Origin of the sequence: Coprococcus sp. RTP21204st1_G4_RTP21204_210225, from assembly GCF_040915385.1 — a bacterium.
Taxonomy (GTDB): domain Bacteria; phylum Bacillota; class Clostridia; order Lachnospirales; family Lachnospiraceae; genus Allocoprococcus; species Allocoprococcus comes.
The window spans coordinates 1-15818 of sequence record NZ_JBCPDP010000020.1 but is presented as its reverse complement, the minus strand read 5'-3'; the positions used below and the strand labels follow the sequence as shown (position 1 = coordinate 15818).

Sequence of the window (15818 nt, the reverse complement as noted above, 5' to 3'; positions counted from 1 at the left end):
GAAGTAAGATGGAAGCAGTCGAAAAAATTTCCGTCGGAGTAATTAAAGAAAAAACAAAAAGTAAAGCAGTCAAAAAAGAAGCAGAAGGTATGCGGGTTTCTACCAGAGAAAAAGTCTGTTACGGAGTTGGTGATATCGGAGCAAACCTTGTGTGGACAACGGTAGCTTCATTCCTGACGATTTACTGTACAGATGTGGCAGGAATTGCAGCAGGAGTAGTCGGAACCCTGATGCTGATCGCAAGATTGTTTGATGGAGTATCCGATCTTTTTATGGGTGTTATTATCGATAAGACAAATACCAGATGGGGAAAGGCTCGTCCGTGGGTATTATGGAGTGCACCTCCGCTTGTTGTTAGTCTGATTATGATTTTTACAGTTCCGAATATCGGAGCAAACGGAAAAGCAATTTATATGCTGCTTGTATATATTTTCCTTGCAGCAGTTTGTTTTACTGCATCAAATCTTTCTTACAATACCATGCTTTCGCTGGTAACAACCGAGCAGCATGACCGAAATGTAATGAATACAATCCGGTTTGAATTTACAATGATCGCACAGCTGGTAATCAATGTGATTACGATTCCGCTGGTACATTTCCTTGGAAACGGCCAGAAGGGCTGGACCTGCATGAGTATTATTTATGCGATCGTAGCACTTGGAATGTTTATTACAACATTTGCCGGAACAAAAGAAAGATATAAACCGATCAAACCGGAAGTGACTGAAAAGAAGAAAAAACATCCGGTTAAGACTATTAAAATTCTTTGCAGCAATAAATACTTTATTCTGATCACATTAGCATTTGCAATTATTTATACATCACTCGGACTTACCGGTGGATCAAGAATTTATTATGCAAAATATGTACTTGGCAATGAGATGATCAACAGTACAATGACATTATTTAACTATATCCCAACGATCCTTACGATCATGCTGATCCCTATTTTTGCAAAAAAATTTGGAAAGATCAAAGCATTATTTGTGGGCTTCCTGTTCTATGGAGCAGGACTTATTCTTGAAATTGCAGGACCGGTCAATCTTCCGATGATTTATGGAGGACTGGTTTTACAGGGAATTGGTCATGCGGCATTGTATTCCTGCCTGTTCGCAATTGTTGGAGACGTAGTGGATTACAGTGAATGGAAAGACGGAATCCGAGAAGAAGGACTTACTTACAGTGTAACCAGCTTTGGACAGAAAATCGGAACAGGTCTTGGGACAGCAGCACTTGGATGGATCCTTGCGGCAGGAAATTATAATGGAACGGCAGCTGTTCAGCCGGACAGTGCGATCTTTGCAATTAAGAGTCTGTTCTTATATCTGCCACTGGCTATCACAGTCGTTGTTTTAATCATCTGGTATTTATTTATGGGAATCGATAAGGTATATCCGACAGTTAGAAAAGAACTGGATGAACGTAGAAAAAACGCAAAACAGAATTAGAAATATAAGATAAATAGTAATAGTAAAAGGATCGGATGGCAGTTCGCCATCCGGTCCTTTTTGTAATAGAAAATTATTTTGTCATAACGACAGCGCCATCATCCGTAATGCGGACCATGTATTCTACCTGAGCAGAAAGTCCGTCATCTTCGGTATAAACCGTCCAGTCATTGTCTTCATCAACAAAGAATTCCGGACTGCCTTCGTTGATCATTGGTTCGATGGTAAAGATCATACCCGGAACCAGAAGCATTTCGCTTCCCTTTGGTGTAACATAGCTTACCCAAGGTTCTTCGTGGAATTCAAGACCAACACCATGTCCGCCGATTTCCTCTACAACAGAATAGCCATTTGCTTTTGCATGTGAATTGATCGCATCTGCAATGTCTCCGAGATGGTTCCATGGTTTTGCCTGCGCAAGTCCAAGTTCGACACATTCCTGCGTGACACGAACCAGTTTTTCGGCACGTTCGCTGACCTTGCCGATCATAAACATACGGGATGCATCTGAGAAATATCCGTCCAGAATGGTAGATACATCCACATTGATGATATCGCCTTCTTCCAGAATAATATTTTCATCCGGAATACCATGGCAGATCTCGTTGTTAATAGAAGTACACACACTCTTTGGGAATCCCTGATAATTAAGCGGTGCCGGGATTCCACCGTGTTCGGTTGTATAGTCATAAACTAATTTATCAATTTCGGCTGTACTCATGCCTGCGTGGATATGGGCAGCTACATGATCAAGTACGGCAGTATTGAGATCTGCACTTTTCTGGATTCCTTCAATCTGAGGAATGGTCTTGAGCATATCTCTTGTCGGAACGATTTCTCCTTTATCTGCATGATATGCGATCTTTTCTTCGATCATAAGATGGCATTTTTTGTATTTTTTTCCGCTGCCACACCAGCACAATTCATTTCTTTCCATGAGAATACCTGACTTTCTTTTATAAATTTTTACGTGCAGAGTCTGATGTGATCACAAAAAATCAGATGTATGCCTGCACTAACTGTTTCACTTCTATAATATATCCATTCCGGAACAAAAAGTCAATCTGTGCTGTGCATTTCGCCAGATGTGATTCAAAATGACAGACCAGGATGCGGTATGTATCGGTTTTGAAGCAGAACTATTGCTTGTATAGGACTCGGGAATCGGTTATAATACAAAGGGATTATAACTGAAAATAACAGACTGATCTGGAAAAGATGAACAGGGAAAGGATGGACAATTATGTTTAGAATTGGAATGCTTACCAGTGGTGGGGATTGTCAGGCACTGAACGCAGCCATGCGAGGTGTTGTAAAAGGACTTTGTTCAAAACGAAACGATGTGGAAATTTATGGATTTCAGGATGGATATAAAGGACTTATTTATTCGAACTTTGAGATGCTGACAGCAAAAGATTTTTCGGGAATACTGACGATGGGTGGAACAATCCTCGGAACATCCAGACAGCCGTTTAAACTGATGCGCGTATCTGGACCGGATGGGATCGATAAGGTCGAAGCGATGAAGCATACTTATCACAAGTTGAACCTGAACTGCCTGGTAGTACTGGGAGGAAATGGAACACATAAGACTGCGAATCTGTTAAGAGAAGAAGGACTGAATGTGATTACACTTCCGAAGACGATCGACAACGATCTGTGGGGAACAGATATGACATTTGGCTTTCAGAGTGCGGTAGATATCGCAACGGAAGCAATTGACAGAATCCATACAACTGCAACTTCACACAGCCGTGTATTTATTGTAGAGGTTATGGGGCATAAAGTAGGATGGGTAACACTTCATGCCGGAATCGCAGGCGGAGCAGATATTATTCTTCTCCCGGAGATCCCGTATGATGTGGATAACGTAGTGCGTGCGATCAAGAGCCGTACAGAGGCAGGAAAGCATTTTACGATCATCGCGGTTGCAGAAGGCGCGATCACAAAAGAAGATGCAGCCCTTCCGAAGAAAAAATTAAAAGAAAAACAGGAAAAGAAGGGCTATCCGTCTGTGGCATATGAGCTTGCAGAGAAGATCCAGAACCGTATGGATCAGGAGGTTCGTATCACAGTGCCGGGACATACGCAGAGAGGTGGAAGCCCGTGTCCGTATGACCGTGTGCTTGCAACCAGACTTGGAGCAGCAGCAGCAGACCTGATCTTAAAAGAGGACTACGGATATATGGTAGGAATCAAGAACGGCAACATCCGCAAGGTTCCGCTTGGAGAGGTTGCCGGAAAGCTGAAGATGGTAGATCCGAAAGCGGATATCATCAAAGAAGCCAAGATTGTCGGAATCAGTTTTGGTGATGAGTAAAGGAGTAATTTAACATGTCATATACTGCCCTGTATCGTAAATTCCGTCCTGCGGAATTTGAAGACGTAAAAGGACAAGATCATATTATCACAACGCTGAAGAATCAGATAAAGGCGGACAGGATCGGACATGCATATCTGTTCTGTGGCACAAGAGGAACCGGAAAGACAACAGTAGCGAAGATTTTTGCAAAGGCAGTCAATTGCGAGCATCCGGTAGACGGAAGTCCCTGCGGGGAATGTACCATGTGCAAAAATATTGCAGCCGGTACTTCCATGAACGTCATTGAGATCGATGCGGCTTCCAACAACGGTGTGGACAATATCCGTGAGATCAGGGAAGAGGTATCCTACCGTCCGACGGAGGGAAGATATAAGGTGTATATCATCGATGAGGTGCATATGCTTTCAATAGGTGCATTTAATGCTCTGTTAAAGACTTTGGAGGAACCCCCGGAATATGTAATCTTTATTCTTGCAACGACAGAGGCACATAAGATTCCGATCACGATTTTATCCAGATGCCAGCGCTACGATTTCAAGCGTATTACGATCGATACGATCGCAGCGCGGTTGGATGAACTGATGAAAAAAGAACAAGTTGAGGTAGAAGAAAAAGCAATCCGCTATATTGCGAAAGCAGCGGACGGATCCATGCGAGATGCACTAAGTCTTCTGGATCAGTGCATTGCGTTTTACCTCGGACAGAAGCTGACCTACGATCATGTTCTTGAGGTTCTTGGCGCGGTGGATACGGATGTGTTCAGCCGGCTTCTCAGACAGATCATCAGCCAGGATGTGGGAAAGGTACTTGCTACCGTAGAAGAGCTTGTGATGCAGGGAAGAGAACTGACGCAGCTTGCGGCAGATTTTACCTGGTATCTGCGCAACCTTCTTCTGGTGAAGACTTCGGATAATATGGAAGATGTGCTGGATGTATCGACGGAGAATCTGGCGCAGCTGAAAGAGGAAGCACAGATGATCGAATCCGGGGTGCTGCTCCGGTATATCCGTATTTTTTCCGAGCTGACAAATCAGCTCAAATACGCAACACAGAAAAGAGTGCTTCTGGAAGTAACACTGATCAAGCTTTGCAAACCGCAGATGGAGAGTACGAAGGATAGTCTTCTGGACCGGATCCGTGCACTGGAAAAACAGGTAGAAGAAGGAAGTTTTGCAGTTGCGCAGCCGCAGGAGAGGGTTGTTTATGTAAATGGTGAAGCACCGAAGCCACAGCCAAAACCGCAGCTTCCGAAAGCACTGAAGGAAGATGTAAAGCAGGTGACATCCAATTTCCGGAAGATTGCAAACGAAGCATCAGGAATGCTTAGAGGCTATCTGAAGCAGGCAAGACTCAGCGTGGACAATCAGGACAGACTTCTGATCGTTCTGCCGGATGAGATCAGCGCCAGCGTGGTAGGAAGCGAAGAACATAAGCAGGAATTAAAAGATCTGATTGAGAAAAAAATCGGCAAGACTGTGGAGATTGATGTGCGTCAGGTGGAGAACGGACGCCATTTTGAAGACAGTTTTGTGGATATAGAAAAAGTGATCAATATGGAGATCACGATTGAAGATGAATAATAATTAGGAGGATTTATAGTTATGGCAAAAAGAGGAGGATTTCCAGGAGGCGGAATGCCGGGAAATATGGCAAATTTAATGAAGCAGGCTCAGAAGATGCAGAAGCAGATGGAAGAGCAGGCAAAAGAGATGGAAGAGAAAAGTTTTACAGCAACTGCAGGCGGCGGAGCTGTAGAAGTGACCGTAAGCGGTAAAAAAGAAGTCCAGAAAGTAAAACTTCAGGAAGAAGTTGTGGATCCGGATGATGTAGAGATGCTGGAAGACCTGATCATGGCAGCAGTCAATGAAGCACTTCGTCAGGTCGATGAGGCAAATACTTCCGCTATGAGCAAGCTGACTGGCGGACTTGGCGGAATGCCGGGAATGTTCTAGAACGGGAGTGTAAAAGATGGATTATTACAGCAGTCAGATCAGTAAACTGATCGAAGAATTATCAAGACTGCCTGGTATCGGAGCAAAGTCAGCCGGAAGGCTGGCTTTTCATATCATTAATATGCCGAAGGAACAGGTAGAACAGCTTGCGGCGACACTGGTAGATGCAAGAAATAATGTAAGATACTGCAAGCAATGCTGCACGCTTACTGACAAAGAATTATGCCCGATCTGTGCCAGCGAGGAGCGGGATCATAAGACGATCATGGTTGTGGAAAATTCCCGAGATCTTGCAGCTTATGAAAAGACTGGAAAATATAACGGTGTGTACCATGTACTTCATGGCGCAATTTCCCCGATGCTTGGGATCGGACCTGGAGATATCCGGCTAAAAGAGCTGATGGAGCGTCTTCAGGGAGATGTGGATGAAGTGATCATCGCAACCAATTCCAGCCTGGAAGGGGAGACTACTGCGATGTATATCAGCAAACTGATCAAGCCGACAGGAATCAAGGTCAGCCGGATCGCAAGCGGCGTGCCGGTCGGCGGCGATCTGGAATATATTGATGAAGTGACGCTTCTGCGTGCACTGGAAGGACGTACAGCACTTTAAGTGACTTAACGTGACTTAAGGACTGTGAGGAGTGCCGGAAACGTATGCATTTGAAAGAAGTAAAGATATGAGAAAGAAGAAAGTAACCTCTTCGGATATCGCACATGCGGCAGGTGTGTCGCAGGCAACGGTATCCATGATCCTGAATAAAAAATATAATGTATCATTTTCAAAAGAAACGATCCGTAAAGTGGAACAGATCGCAGAAGAGATGGGATACGAAGTACCGAAAAGAAAGACCCGCAGAGAAAGCAGAAAAGAAAAACTGATCGTCGTATTTTGTTCCAACCTCACGAACCCTTATTATGTTATGTTGCTTCAGGGGATTGAATCCCGTGCAAAGGAGCAGGGATATGGACTGTTTGTGTGCAATACCCAGAGGGATCTGAAGATGGAGGAGCGGTATCTCAGGATGATGCATGAGCTGAAACCGCTTGGCATTATCTATACCTGCAATCCAAGTCATTGTTTTATGGATACGATAGAAGGGTTGGCAGAAAAAATTCCGATCGTAATTATCAATAACCAGAATGAGCATCTGAATGTAGATGCAGTGGAACTGGATAATTCCAAACTCGGAAGGATGATGGCAAAGCATCTTCTGGATCTGGGGCATCGGAAAGTAGCGTATATTGCACCACCTCTTACAACCAGACAGAAGCAGCGCTCCAAAAGGGTGGAAGGATTTCTGAAAGAATTTGATGCTGTTGGATTAAAAGACAATGTGATCATCAAGGCAGCAAATGAGTCGATCGATATGAGCATCCCGAATATCGATTCGGAGTATAAGATCGGATATGATCTGACGAAAGAGCTTTTGAGAGAGCATAATGATATTACTGCGATCGTCGGATTAAATGATATGATCGCATTTGGAATCCTGGATGCACTTCACGAAGAAAAATATAAAGTTCCGGCAGATATTTCCGTAATGGGATGTGATAATACACTGTTTGCGAAGATGCATAAGGTGTCGCTGACAACGATCGAGCATTTTGTCGTTTTCAAAGGGCGGGATGCCTGTGATATCATTATGAAAAAGATTCTTTCTCAGAACAGCCAGTATTCAGAGATCCAGCCGATCAGCACCTACCATGTAGAATATGAACCTCGTCTTATCGTGCGTGGAACGACGTCTTATGCGAAAACAAAAAAAGGGAAAAATTAGTTTAAATTTAAAAAATATTAGTAATATTTCATAGTTTATGTCTCTGAAAACGCTATAAAATAAAGGATTATCCAAAAACGGTATCAAAAAATTACTAATAAAATAGTTAATATTAACGCGAAAAATTACTAATAAAAACATATGGCTATTGACCTGTCAGAGTAAATTGCGATATAATTTAACCAAGTCAGGCAATCAGATAAAAAGAGAGATTCCTGATAACGGGAAATACGAATTTTCATGTTCATAAGGAGGAAAACGAAATGAGATTTTTCATCGACACAGCAAATGTGGAAGACATTAAAAAAGCTAACGATATGGGAGTTATCTGCGGAGTTACAACAAATCCGTCACTGATCGCAAAAGAGGGACGTGATTTTAAAGAAGTTATCGCAGAGATCGCATCTATCGTAGACGGACCGATCAGTGGAGAAGTAAAAGCAACAACTACTGATGCAGAAGGTATGATTGCAGAAGGTAGAGAAATCGCTAAGATCCATCCGAACATGGTAGTTAAAATTCCGATGACTGTAGAAGGACTGAAAGCTTGTAAAGCTCTTACAACTGAAGGAATCAAGACAAATGTAACACTGGTATTTACAGCAAACCAGGCACTTCTTGCAGCAAGAGCAGGGGCTACATATGTATCGCCGTTCCTTGGACGTCTGGATGATATTTCTGTACGTGGAACAGAACTGATCGAAGAAATCGCTGAGATGTTTGCAGCGGCCGGAGATATTAAGACACAGATCATCTGCGCGAGCGTCCGTAACCCAATGCACGTTACAGAATGTGCACTTGCAGGTGCTGATATTGCAACTGTTCCTTACAAAGTAATTGAACAGATGACACATCATCCGCTTACAGATGCTGGTATCGCAAAATTCCAGGCTGATTACAAAGCAGTATTCGGAGAATAAAATTTACAATCGGAATAATTTACTGTCGGAAGAGCACCAATCTGCGCTTCCGACAAAGTGACTAAAAATAAACTATTTCAGGAGGCATATTTTCATGAACAAGTCAGAACTTATGAAAACTGCAAATGAAATCCGTAAGAGCATCGTGACAGCAGTACACGCTGCCAAATCCGGACATCCGGGCGGATCTCTGTCAGCAGCAGACATCTACACATATTTATATTTTGAAGAGTTAAATATCGATCCTAAGGATCCTAAGAAAGCAGACCGCGACCGTTTCGTTCTTTCTAAAGGACATACAGCTCCGGGATATTATTCTGCACTGGCACACAGAGGATTCTTCCCGGTAGAAGACCTCAAGACACTTCGTCATACGGGATCTTACCTTCAGGGACATCCGGATATGAAGCACATCCCGGGTGTTGATATGTCAAGCGGATCTCTGGGACAGGGAATCTCAGCAGCAGTAGGTATGGCTATTTCTGCAAAACTGAGTAATGATGACTATCGTGTATACACACTTCTCGGAGATGGAGAAATTCAGGAAGGACAGGTTTGGGAAGCTTCTATGTTAGCAGGCTTCAGAAAACTGGACAATCTGGTAGTAATTGTAGATAATAACAACCTTCAGATTGACGGACGTATTGATGAAGTTAACTCACCATACCCGATCGACAAGAAATTTGAAGCATTTAACTTCCACGTAATCAATATCGATGGACATGATTTTGATCAGATTGCAGCTGCTTTCAAAGAAGCAAAAGAAACAAAAGGAATGCCGACAGCTATTATTGCCAAGACCATAAAAGGTAAAGGTGTTTCTTTCATGGAAGACCAGGCTGGATGGCATGGAAAAGCTCCGAATGATGAAGAATACAAGATCGCTATGGAAGATTTAGAGAAAGCAGGTGAAGCATTATGTCAGAAGTAAAGAAAATCGCAACAAGAGAAAGCTATGGTAATGCTTTAGTTGAACTTGGAAAACTGCATGATGATGTAGTAGTACTTGATGCTGACCTTGCCGGAGCTACAAAGACAGGAATGTTTAAGAAAGCATTCCCGGAAAGATTTATCGACTGTGGTATCGCAGAAGGCAACATGATCGGAGTTGCAGCTGGTATCGCTACAACAGGCAAAGTTCCGTTTGCAAGTACATTTGCAATGTTCGCAGCAGGACGTGCATTCGAACAGGTTCGTAACTCTGTCGGATATCCGAAGAACAATGTTAAGATCGGTGCTACACATGCAGGTATTTCCGTTGGTGAAGATGGTGCTACCCATCAGTGCAACGAAGATATCGCTCTTATGAGAACAATCCCAGGTATGGTAGTGATAAGTCCGGCAGATGATGTAGAAGCAAGAGCAGCTGTATTTGCAGCATATGAACATCAGGGACCGGTATATATGCGTTTCGGAAGACTTGCAGTGCCGGTAATCAATGATAATCCGGATTATAAGTTCGAGATCGGAAAAGGAATCGTACTTCGCGAAGGTAAAGATGTAACAATCGTTGCAACAGGACTTGAAGTGAGCGAATCTCTTGCAGCAGCTGAAAAGCTTGCAGCAGACGGAATCGATGCGAAAGTAATCAATATCCATACGATCAAACCTATTGATGAAGAACTTATTGTTGCAGCAGCAAAAGAGACAGGAAAAGTTGTTACCGTAGAAGAACATTCTGTTATCGGTGGACTTGGAAGTGCTGTATGTGATGTGCTTTCTGAAAAACTTCCTACACCTGTTCTGAAGATTGGTGTTATGGATACGTTCGGGGAATCTGGTCCGGCAGTTGAACTGATCAAGAAGTACGGACTTGATGCAGACAGCATCTGCGAAAAAGTAAAAGCATTTGTAAAATAATAAAAAAGGATTCTGAGAATCTATAATAAAAATGCCAGAACCGGTGTGAATCGGGACTGGCATTTTTGTTATGGATGAAAGTTATTGATCCGCTGTGGGAGTGAGAAGGATACAGCACCAGACCAGTGGCACTATAACCAGTTATATTTTGAGAGTGGCATATTTCCCGTTCTAGGAAAATATTTTCCGTATAATACAGCTTACAAGTCCAATTCCGCATAATGGAAGAAGGATTCCTTTCAGACTTCCATACAGCTGCAGACCGCCGGCAAGACCGGTCAGTGGTGATGGAGAAGAAGGAATCAGATTCCAGAACATTCCGGCAGCAATTACAGTTATACCGATGAACAGGAAAGAGAAAAGCCCCCGTCCGGTATCGACACGCTTTGTTCCCCTGTCTCCATAAGCACATGGTCCGGTCAGCGCCCACAGGAAGAAAATAATCTCCATAATCAGCAGAAATGCTGCGACGCCAAGGAAGGCACCGAGCGTATAATTCTTGGCATTTACCGCTGTGGCAAGTGAACCATATACCGGATAACAGCTCCAGAAATTCTTGAAAATATTAAATGCAATTACGGCGATCATCAGAAGCGTTACGCCACGGGCTCCGGTCTGCAGAAGTTTGCCGGTTATTTTTGCGCCTGTCTGCACGGTCTTTTTCACCGGAGTGGTGATGATCGAAGCGGATGGAGTGGAACGTTTTTTCCCCGAAGCTTTTGAACTGCCGTTTCCAGAGTTTCCGGAAGTACGTTTCCGGGCTTTTTTAGACCGCTCCTTTCGTGAATCCTCTGAAGGATCTTCGGTGGAAGAGTGTTCCTTCTTTTTTACTTCCTCACTTTTGTTAGTTTTATTTACATCTCTTTGAGATTTCTTTTTACGCCTTTTTACGGTATCCCGATCCGGTACGTCATCCAGATCAATGATATCAAAGTCAGTATCGTCTGACAGGTCTTCATAAATCTGTTTCATGTTACAATCAGCCTCCTCATTTTTGTTCCGCCCTATTTTATACCAGGAATTTGAAAGAAACAATATGAATCACAGAAACATCACAAAATCATAAGGAATTCTTTAGAAAAGAATGAGGTGGAACAAAAGAAATTTTGGTATACTTAAAGTATGCCGGGAAAAGGAACACGGCAGAAAAAAGAGGGTAACCAGAATGGAAAAATTACAGAAAACGATAACTGAATTAAATGATAAATTAAAAAAGAAAAATAAAACACCGGAGGAGCAGGATGAAGAATTTGAACAGTTTTATGAATGCATCAAAGATATTGCAATCCATCCGGTAGTGCTGAGAATGAAGCTTTATCCGCATCATGGAGTGACAAACTGTTATCAGCACTGTCTTCATGTTTCTTACTATAATTATATCTGGTGTAAGGCACTTGGACTGGATGCAAGGTCAGCAGCGCGTGCGGGAATGCTGCATGATTTGTTTTTGTACGACTGGCATACCCATGCAAAGCGGACAGGGGATCATTTTCATGGGATGACGCATCCGAAAAGAGCGCTCATGAACGCAGAGAAATTTTTTGATCTGAATAGCATCGAACGGGATATTATCATCAACCATATGTGGCCGGTCACACTTTTTTCTGTGCCGCGGACAAAAGAAGGATGGATTACGACACTTGCTGACAAGTATTGCGGCAGTTTTGAGACTGCACAGCGGAAGGAGAGCGATCCGGTAAAGAAAAAACGGGGAATGGACAGGATTGTCGAACGATTTTCCTATTTAGTAGACACAAAGCGATAAAAAGTGTGCTTTCCATATGATACGATAGCCTAAACTACAAAATATGCAGAATGAGGTGAGAGTATTATGGAAAACAAATTTCCAAAAAATGTACGTCAGATAGGAAATGTGAGTGATACTCCGAAGATTTACGTGGAAGATTATGTAGATACATTTCTGAATCAGATTTGTGATAAAGCAGATAAGGAACAGGCAGGTGCATTTCTGGTCGGTAAAAAAGAAGTAACAGAAGGTCAGGAGTGTCTCTATATTTTTGGCGCGATCTGCATGGAATTTTCCGATGATGAAAATGAAATCATTTCACAGGAGAATTTTGAAAAAGCAGAGCAGGAGAAAAAGGAATATTTTGAAGAGGGTACGATGATTGGTTGGATGCTCTGCAGACCGGGCGCGCGAATGGTGATAGATACGAAGATATTCAATACCCATGAAAAATATTTTTCCGAAAGAAATACTATTTTTATATTAAAAGATAATGCAGAGGTGGAAGAACAGTATTATTGTTACAAATATAAAGAGCTGATGCAGATTGGCGGGCATTATGTTTATTATGAAAAAAATGCTGCAATGCAGAGTTATATGATTACGGCACGGAAAAAGATTGGCGTGACACCCAGCGAAGTTGTGGAAGATAAGGCTGCAAAAGATTTTCGCAACCTTGTAAAAGAAAGATTTGAGGCGCAGGAGCAGAAGAAAACTTCCAGGCTGACATACGTGGCGAGCGTGTTTCTGGTAATTGTGGTTCTGATTATGGGCGTGACAACCCTGAACAATTATGGGAAAATGAAAAGTGTCCAGTCATCCCTGGAATTTATACGTAATTCGATCATGAAGCAGGGCGAGGAAAAAACGCAGAAAACCAGTGGCACAGTAAAAGAAGCAAATGAGCAACAAAATGAGAATACCGTTCAGTCAGAGCAGACGAATGATCCGCAGACAGAGGAACAGCAGGATCCGATGCCACAGCAGGGAGAGGGCTCTGATTCTGCTTCGACAGAGGAAGAAAAGGTCGATGATTCTTCGATGAGCACAATGCAGGAAATGAGTGAAGATATTTATATTGTAGAAAAAGGCGATACGCTAGCCAAAATCAGCAAGAAAGTATACGGGGACAGTGGACATGTAGATGCGATCTGCAGAATGAACGGATTGTCGGACGGAAACCTGATTTTTATCGGACAGAAATTGATTCTGCCGTAGTTTTCTGTACATATGAATAAAAACTGTGGTATACTAACAACAAACTAACGACAGGAAAAGGACAGGTTATGGATGTGATAGTAAAGGTACGTGATCCGGAAGAAAACCTGGAAGAGAAGATAAAGGCGTACAAAGTAAAAAAGAGAATAAAGACGGCGGCAACGATTTTGGCGTTTGTGTTTGCACTGATCAGCAGCTATCTGCTTGTGAAATTGCAGACATATACAAGCCTACGGACTTTGCAAAGCTATAAAAATAAAGAGACAGAATCAAGTGATCTGAAATATTTGCAATATGCAGACGGAATGCTCAAATACGGACGGGATGGAATTGCGTATATCAATAAAAAAGGTGTAGAGCAGTGGAACCAGTCTTATCAGATTAAGGATCCGGTTATCAATGTGTCGGGAAAAGCGATGGCGGTCGCAGAGCGCGGTGGAAATGATATTTATGTTATGGATGAAAAAGGCGCGAAGGGAGAAATCCATACGAATTATCCGATCGAGAAGATAGCTGTTGCGGAAAATGGAATTGTCAGTACGATTTTAAATAACGAAAATTCACCAATGGTTGTGTGCTATGATGCGACAGGAAATGTACTGGTAGAGCACAGAGCTTCACTTACCGGAACCGGATACCCGATTGGAATCGCACTTTCGCCGAACGGAACGAGACTTCAGATTTCATATTTGTGTGTAGCGGATGGTGTCGAGGCAACAAGAGTCGGATACCTGAATTTTGATAATACAGAAGAAGCAAACAAAGAATATCAGGTTGCTGATGATGTTTACAAAAACACAATTGTTCCGACTTCGTTTTTTATAGATGAGAAGAAGTCTGTTCTGGTCGGAGATCAGTCGTTTATGATCTATAAGGAAACGGACAAGCCGAAGCTTTCTAAAACAGTAAAGCTGGATAAGCAGATTAAAAGCTTTTTCCATGACGATGAATATCTTGGGTTCATACTGAAAGAAGAAAGCGGAGAATATGAGCTTCGCCTGTATGATATGGAAGGAAATCAGAAATTATCTAAAACATTTACCGGGGAATATGGAAATGTAAAGATTGCAGATGGAAATGTTATCATGTATGATGGGACTTCTTGCCTGATTTATTCCAAACTTGGTGTGAAGCAATTTGAAGGAACGACAGAATATGAGATAAAAGAAGTAATTCCGGTTTTCGGAATCAATAAGTACCTGGTGATGAATGCAGACGGACTTGCAGAGGTACGGCTTGTAAAATAGGAGTAGAGTATGGAAGTAAATATTTTATTGGTAATTGTCGGGGGCATTATAGCAATAGGAGCCATTGTAGGATTTGCCAAAGGTGCTGTCAGGATTGCTGTATCGCTTGGGGCGACGATCCTTACACTGGCGGTTGTGTATTTTGCAACGCCGTATGTCAGCAAGGCAATTTATTCGCTTACACCGATTGATGAGATGGTAGAACAGCAGTGTATAAAAACGATGACAAAAGCCTTCACGGGAGAAGCGGATACAAATTCGGGATTTACGGAAGAGCAGGTACGGGGAATCCTCTCGGCGGCAGGTGTATCTGAGCAGACATTGGAAGCAGCAGGAATTACCGTGGAAGATATTGTAAATGGTAATGTGTCAGATGAGATGCTGCAGCAGTATGGAATTTCACCAGATATCTTCGATGGACATGTGTCAACGGAAGAGGCAGAGCAGTCGATCATGGAGGCTGAGGTTCCAAAGCAAATGCAGATAGTGGCAATCGAGGGGGCAGATCTTCCGGATGTATTTAAGAATCTTCTTCTGGAAAATAATAACAGTGAAGTTTATCAGAAGCTTGGGGTAACGACATTTGCGGAATATGTAAGCAAATATTTTGCAAAGCTGGTTATCGAGATTGTCGCGTTTCTGGTAACATTCCTGTTTGCAACCATTGTGATAAGAGCGGTTGTGTTTGCGCTTGATTTTGTGACAGCACTTCCGGTTCTGGGAATTCTGAACAGGCTGGCAGGAGTTCTGGTAGGGTCGACGATTTCATTTATTATAGTAGGGATCCTGTTTATCGTAATTACGCTTCTGTATACAACAACGATAGGAAAGCAGGCAATGGGAATGATCAGAGAAGATCAGATCCTTAGTTTTTTATATGATAATAATATAATTATGAAAATTGCAACAATGTTGAGATAAAAGGCTTGACAATAGAAACTGATAATGGTATTATAAAAATCCGTCACGGAAAAGTGATGGATTTTTATTTATAATAAGGAATGTAAGGTAGCCTTTGAAAATAAAAATAAAAACCTCAAAAAATGTGTTGACAAAACAAAATACACATGATATTATATAGAGGTTGTCGCTGATAAAAATAAAAAGCGACAAAAAATAATTTAAAAAAGTTGTTGACAAACACGAAACGCTTTGATATAATATAAAAGCTGTCACATGAAACGGCAACAACAAAAAAGAACATTGATAACTGAACAATAGACAACAAACCCTGAAAATTCTTTAAAGAGATTTTTCAAGAACGGACATCGAAAGATGTCAAACCAGAACAGTAAACAGGAACAGAATTGCCAAGCGATTCT

At 42.2% G+C, this 15818-nt stretch carries 15 protein-coding genes; 13 read left to right on the top strand and 2 right to left on the bottom strand.

What is annotated here, in order from left to right; all coding sequences use genetic code 11:
* Positions 1-8 precede the first annotated feature (8 nt).
* Positions 9-1448, top strand: a complete 1440-nt coding sequence (locus AB5213_RS14445) for an MFS transporter (RefSeq protein WP_117835928.1) — start codon at positions 9-11, stop codon at positions 1446-1448.
* A gap of 73 nt (positions 1449-1521) precedes the next feature.
* On the opposite strand, the gene AB5213_RS14440 is transcribed toward AB5213_RS14445, so the two are convergent.
* Positions 1522-2385, bottom strand: a complete 864-nt coding sequence (locus AB5213_RS14440; protein ID WP_055249318.1) for a methionyl aminopeptidase — start codon at positions 2383-2385, stop codon at positions 1522-1524.
* Between the two features lie 306 nt (positions 2386-2691).
* On the opposite strand from AB5213_RS14440, the gene AB5213_RS14435 reads away from it, so the two are divergent.
* From AB5213_RS14435 to AB5213_RS14400, 8 genes are all read left to right on the top strand, one after another.
* Complete coding sequence (locus AB5213_RS14435; protein WP_368276858.1) at positions 2692-3768, top strand: 6-phosphofructokinase; 1077 nt, start codon at positions 2692-2694, stop codon at positions 3766-3768.
* A gap of 14 nt (positions 3769-3782) precedes the next feature.
* On the top strand, positions 3783-5351 hold the full coding sequence (dnaX, locus tag AB5213_RS14430; RefSeq protein ID WP_008370974.1) for a DNA polymerase III subunit gamma/tau: 1569 nt from the start codon (positions 3783-3785) through the stop codon (positions 5349-5351).
* A gap of 21 nt (positions 5352-5372) precedes the next feature.
* Positions 5373-5723, top strand: a complete 351-nt coding sequence (locus AB5213_RS14425; RefSeq protein ID WP_022220696.1) for a YbaB/EbfC family nucleoid-associated protein — start codon at positions 5373-5375, stop codon at positions 5721-5723.
* A gap of 16 nt (positions 5724-5739) precedes the next feature.
* Positions 5740-6336 carry a recombination mediator RecR gene (recR, locus tag AB5213_RS14420; protein ID WP_008370967.1) on the top strand — a complete coding sequence of 199 codons (597 nt, stop codon included), beginning with the start codon at positions 5740-5742 and terminating at the stop codon, positions 6334-6336.
* A gap of 67 nt (positions 6337-6403) precedes the next feature.
* Complete coding sequence (locus AB5213_RS14415) at positions 6404-7504, top strand: LacI family DNA-binding transcriptional regulator (protein ID WP_368276857.1); 1101 nt, start codon at positions 6404-6406, stop codon at positions 7502-7504.
* Between the two features lie 263 nt (positions 7505-7767).
* Positions 7768-8424 (top strand): fructose-6-phosphate aldolase, encoded by a 657-nt coding sequence (fsa, locus tag AB5213_RS14410; RefSeq protein WP_270541466.1) that lies wholly within the window; start codon positions 7768-7770, stop codon positions 8422-8424.
* A gap of 94 nt (positions 8425-8518) precedes the next feature.
* The gene (locus AB5213_RS14405) at positions 8519-9355 is read left to right on the top strand and encodes a transketolase (RefSeq protein ID WP_055158468.1); all 837 of its coding nucleotides are present in this window, start codon (positions 8519-8521) and stop codon (positions 9353-9355) included.
* A complete protein-coding gene (locus AB5213_RS14400; RefSeq protein ID WP_022220697.1) occupies positions 9343-10284 on the top strand; it encodes a transketolase family protein in 942 nt (313 codons plus the stop codon). The genes AB5213_RS14405 and AB5213_RS14400 overlap by 13 nt, the downstream gene beginning before the upstream one ends.
* A gap of 171 nt (positions 10285-10455) precedes the next feature.
* Here the strand turns inward: AB5213_RS14400 and AB5213_RS14395 are convergent, their stop codons facing one another.
* Entirely contained in the window at positions 10456-11256 is an 801-nt protein-coding gene (locus AB5213_RS14395) for a hypothetical protein (protein ID WP_008370955.1), read from the bottom strand.
* 193 nt (positions 11257-11449) lie between these two features.
* Here AB5213_RS14395 and AB5213_RS14390 point away from each other — a divergent pair, with 193 nt between their 5' ends.
* The 4 genes from AB5213_RS14390 (at position 11450) to AB5213_RS14375 (ending at position 15417) form a co-directional block, all read left to right on the top strand.
* On the top strand, positions 11450-12049 hold the full coding sequence (locus AB5213_RS14390; protein ID WP_118199586.1) for an HD domain-containing protein: 600 nt from the start codon (positions 11450-11452) through the stop codon (positions 12047-12049).
* A gap of 66 nt (positions 12050-12115) precedes the next feature.
* Complete coding sequence (locus AB5213_RS14385) at positions 12116-13249, top strand: LysM peptidoglycan-binding domain-containing protein (RefSeq protein ID WP_368276856.1); 1134 nt, start codon at positions 12116-12118, stop codon at positions 13247-13249.
* Positions 13250-13317: 68 nt separating this feature from the next.
* On the top strand, positions 13318-14496 hold the full coding sequence (locus tag AB5213_RS14380; protein WP_368276855.1) for a DUF5711 family protein: 1179 nt from the start codon (positions 13318-13320) through the stop codon (positions 14494-14496).
* 9 nt (positions 14497-14505) lie between these two features.
* Positions 14506-15417, top strand: a complete 912-nt coding sequence (locus AB5213_RS14375) for a CvpA family protein (RefSeq protein WP_008370946.1) — start codon at positions 14506-14508, stop codon at positions 15415-15417.
* Positions 15418-15818: the final 401 nt, after the last annotated feature.

What these genes read in the sequence shown, in the direction of transcription:
- AB5213_RS14380 (WP_368276855.1), top strand. Translation starts at nt 13,318, where the DNA reads ATGGATGTGATAGTAAAGGTACGTGATCCGGAAGAAAACCTGGAAGAG.
- recR (WP_008370967.1), top strand. Translation starts at nt 5,740, where the DNA reads ATGGATTATTACAGCAGTCAGATCAGTAAACTGATCGAAGAATTATCA.
- AB5213_RS14425 (WP_022220696.1), top strand. Translation starts at nt 5,373, where the DNA reads ATGGCAAAAAGAGGAGGATTTCCAGGAGGCGGAATGCCGGGAAATATG.
- AB5213_RS14440 (WP_055249318.1), bottom strand. Translation starts at nt 2,385, where the DNA reads ATGGAAAGAAATGAATTGTGCTGGTGTGGCAGCGGAAAAAAATACAAA.
- AB5213_RS14405 (WP_055158468.1), top strand. Translation starts at nt 8,519, where the DNA reads ATGAACAAGTCAGAACTTATGAAAACTGCAAATGAAATCCGTAAGAGC.
- AB5213_RS14400 (WP_022220697.1), top strand. Translation starts at nt 9,343, where the DNA reads ATGTCAGAAGTAAAGAAAATCGCAACAAGAGAAAGCTATGGTAATGCT.
- dnaX (WP_008370974.1), top strand. Translation starts at nt 3,783, where the DNA reads ATGTCATATACTGCCCTGTATCGTAAATTCCGTCCTGCGGAATTTGAA.
- AB5213_RS14395 (WP_008370955.1), bottom strand. Translation starts at nt 11,256, where the DNA reads ATGAAACAGATTTATGAAGACCTGTCAGACGATACTGACTTTGATATC.
- AB5213_RS14390 (WP_118199586.1), top strand. Translation starts at nt 11,450, where the DNA reads ATGGAAAAATTACAGAAAACGATAACTGAATTAAATGATAAATTAAAA.
- AB5213_RS14385 (WP_368276856.1), top strand. Translation starts at nt 12,116, where the DNA reads ATGGAAAACAAATTTCCAAAAAATGTACGTCAGATAGGAAATGTGAGT.
- fsa (WP_270541466.1), top strand. Translation starts at nt 7,768, where the DNA reads ATGAGATTTTTCATCGACACAGCAAATGTGGAAGACATTAAAAAAGCT.
- AB5213_RS14375 (WP_008370946.1), top strand. Translation starts at nt 14,506, where the DNA reads ATGGAAGTAAATATTTTATTGGTAATTGTCGGGGGCATTATAGCAATA.
- AB5213_RS14435 (WP_368276858.1), top strand. Translation starts at nt 2,692, where the DNA reads ATGTTTAGAATTGGAATGCTTACCAGTGGTGGGGATTGTCAGGCACTG.
- AB5213_RS14445 (WP_117835928.1), top strand. Translation starts at nt 9, where the DNA reads ATGGAAGCAGTCGAAAAAATTTCCGTCGGAGTAATTAAAGAAAAAACA.
- AB5213_RS14415 (WP_368276857.1), top strand. Translation starts at nt 6,404, where the DNA reads ATGAGAAAGAAGAAAGTAACCTCTTCGGATATCGCACATGCGGCAGGT.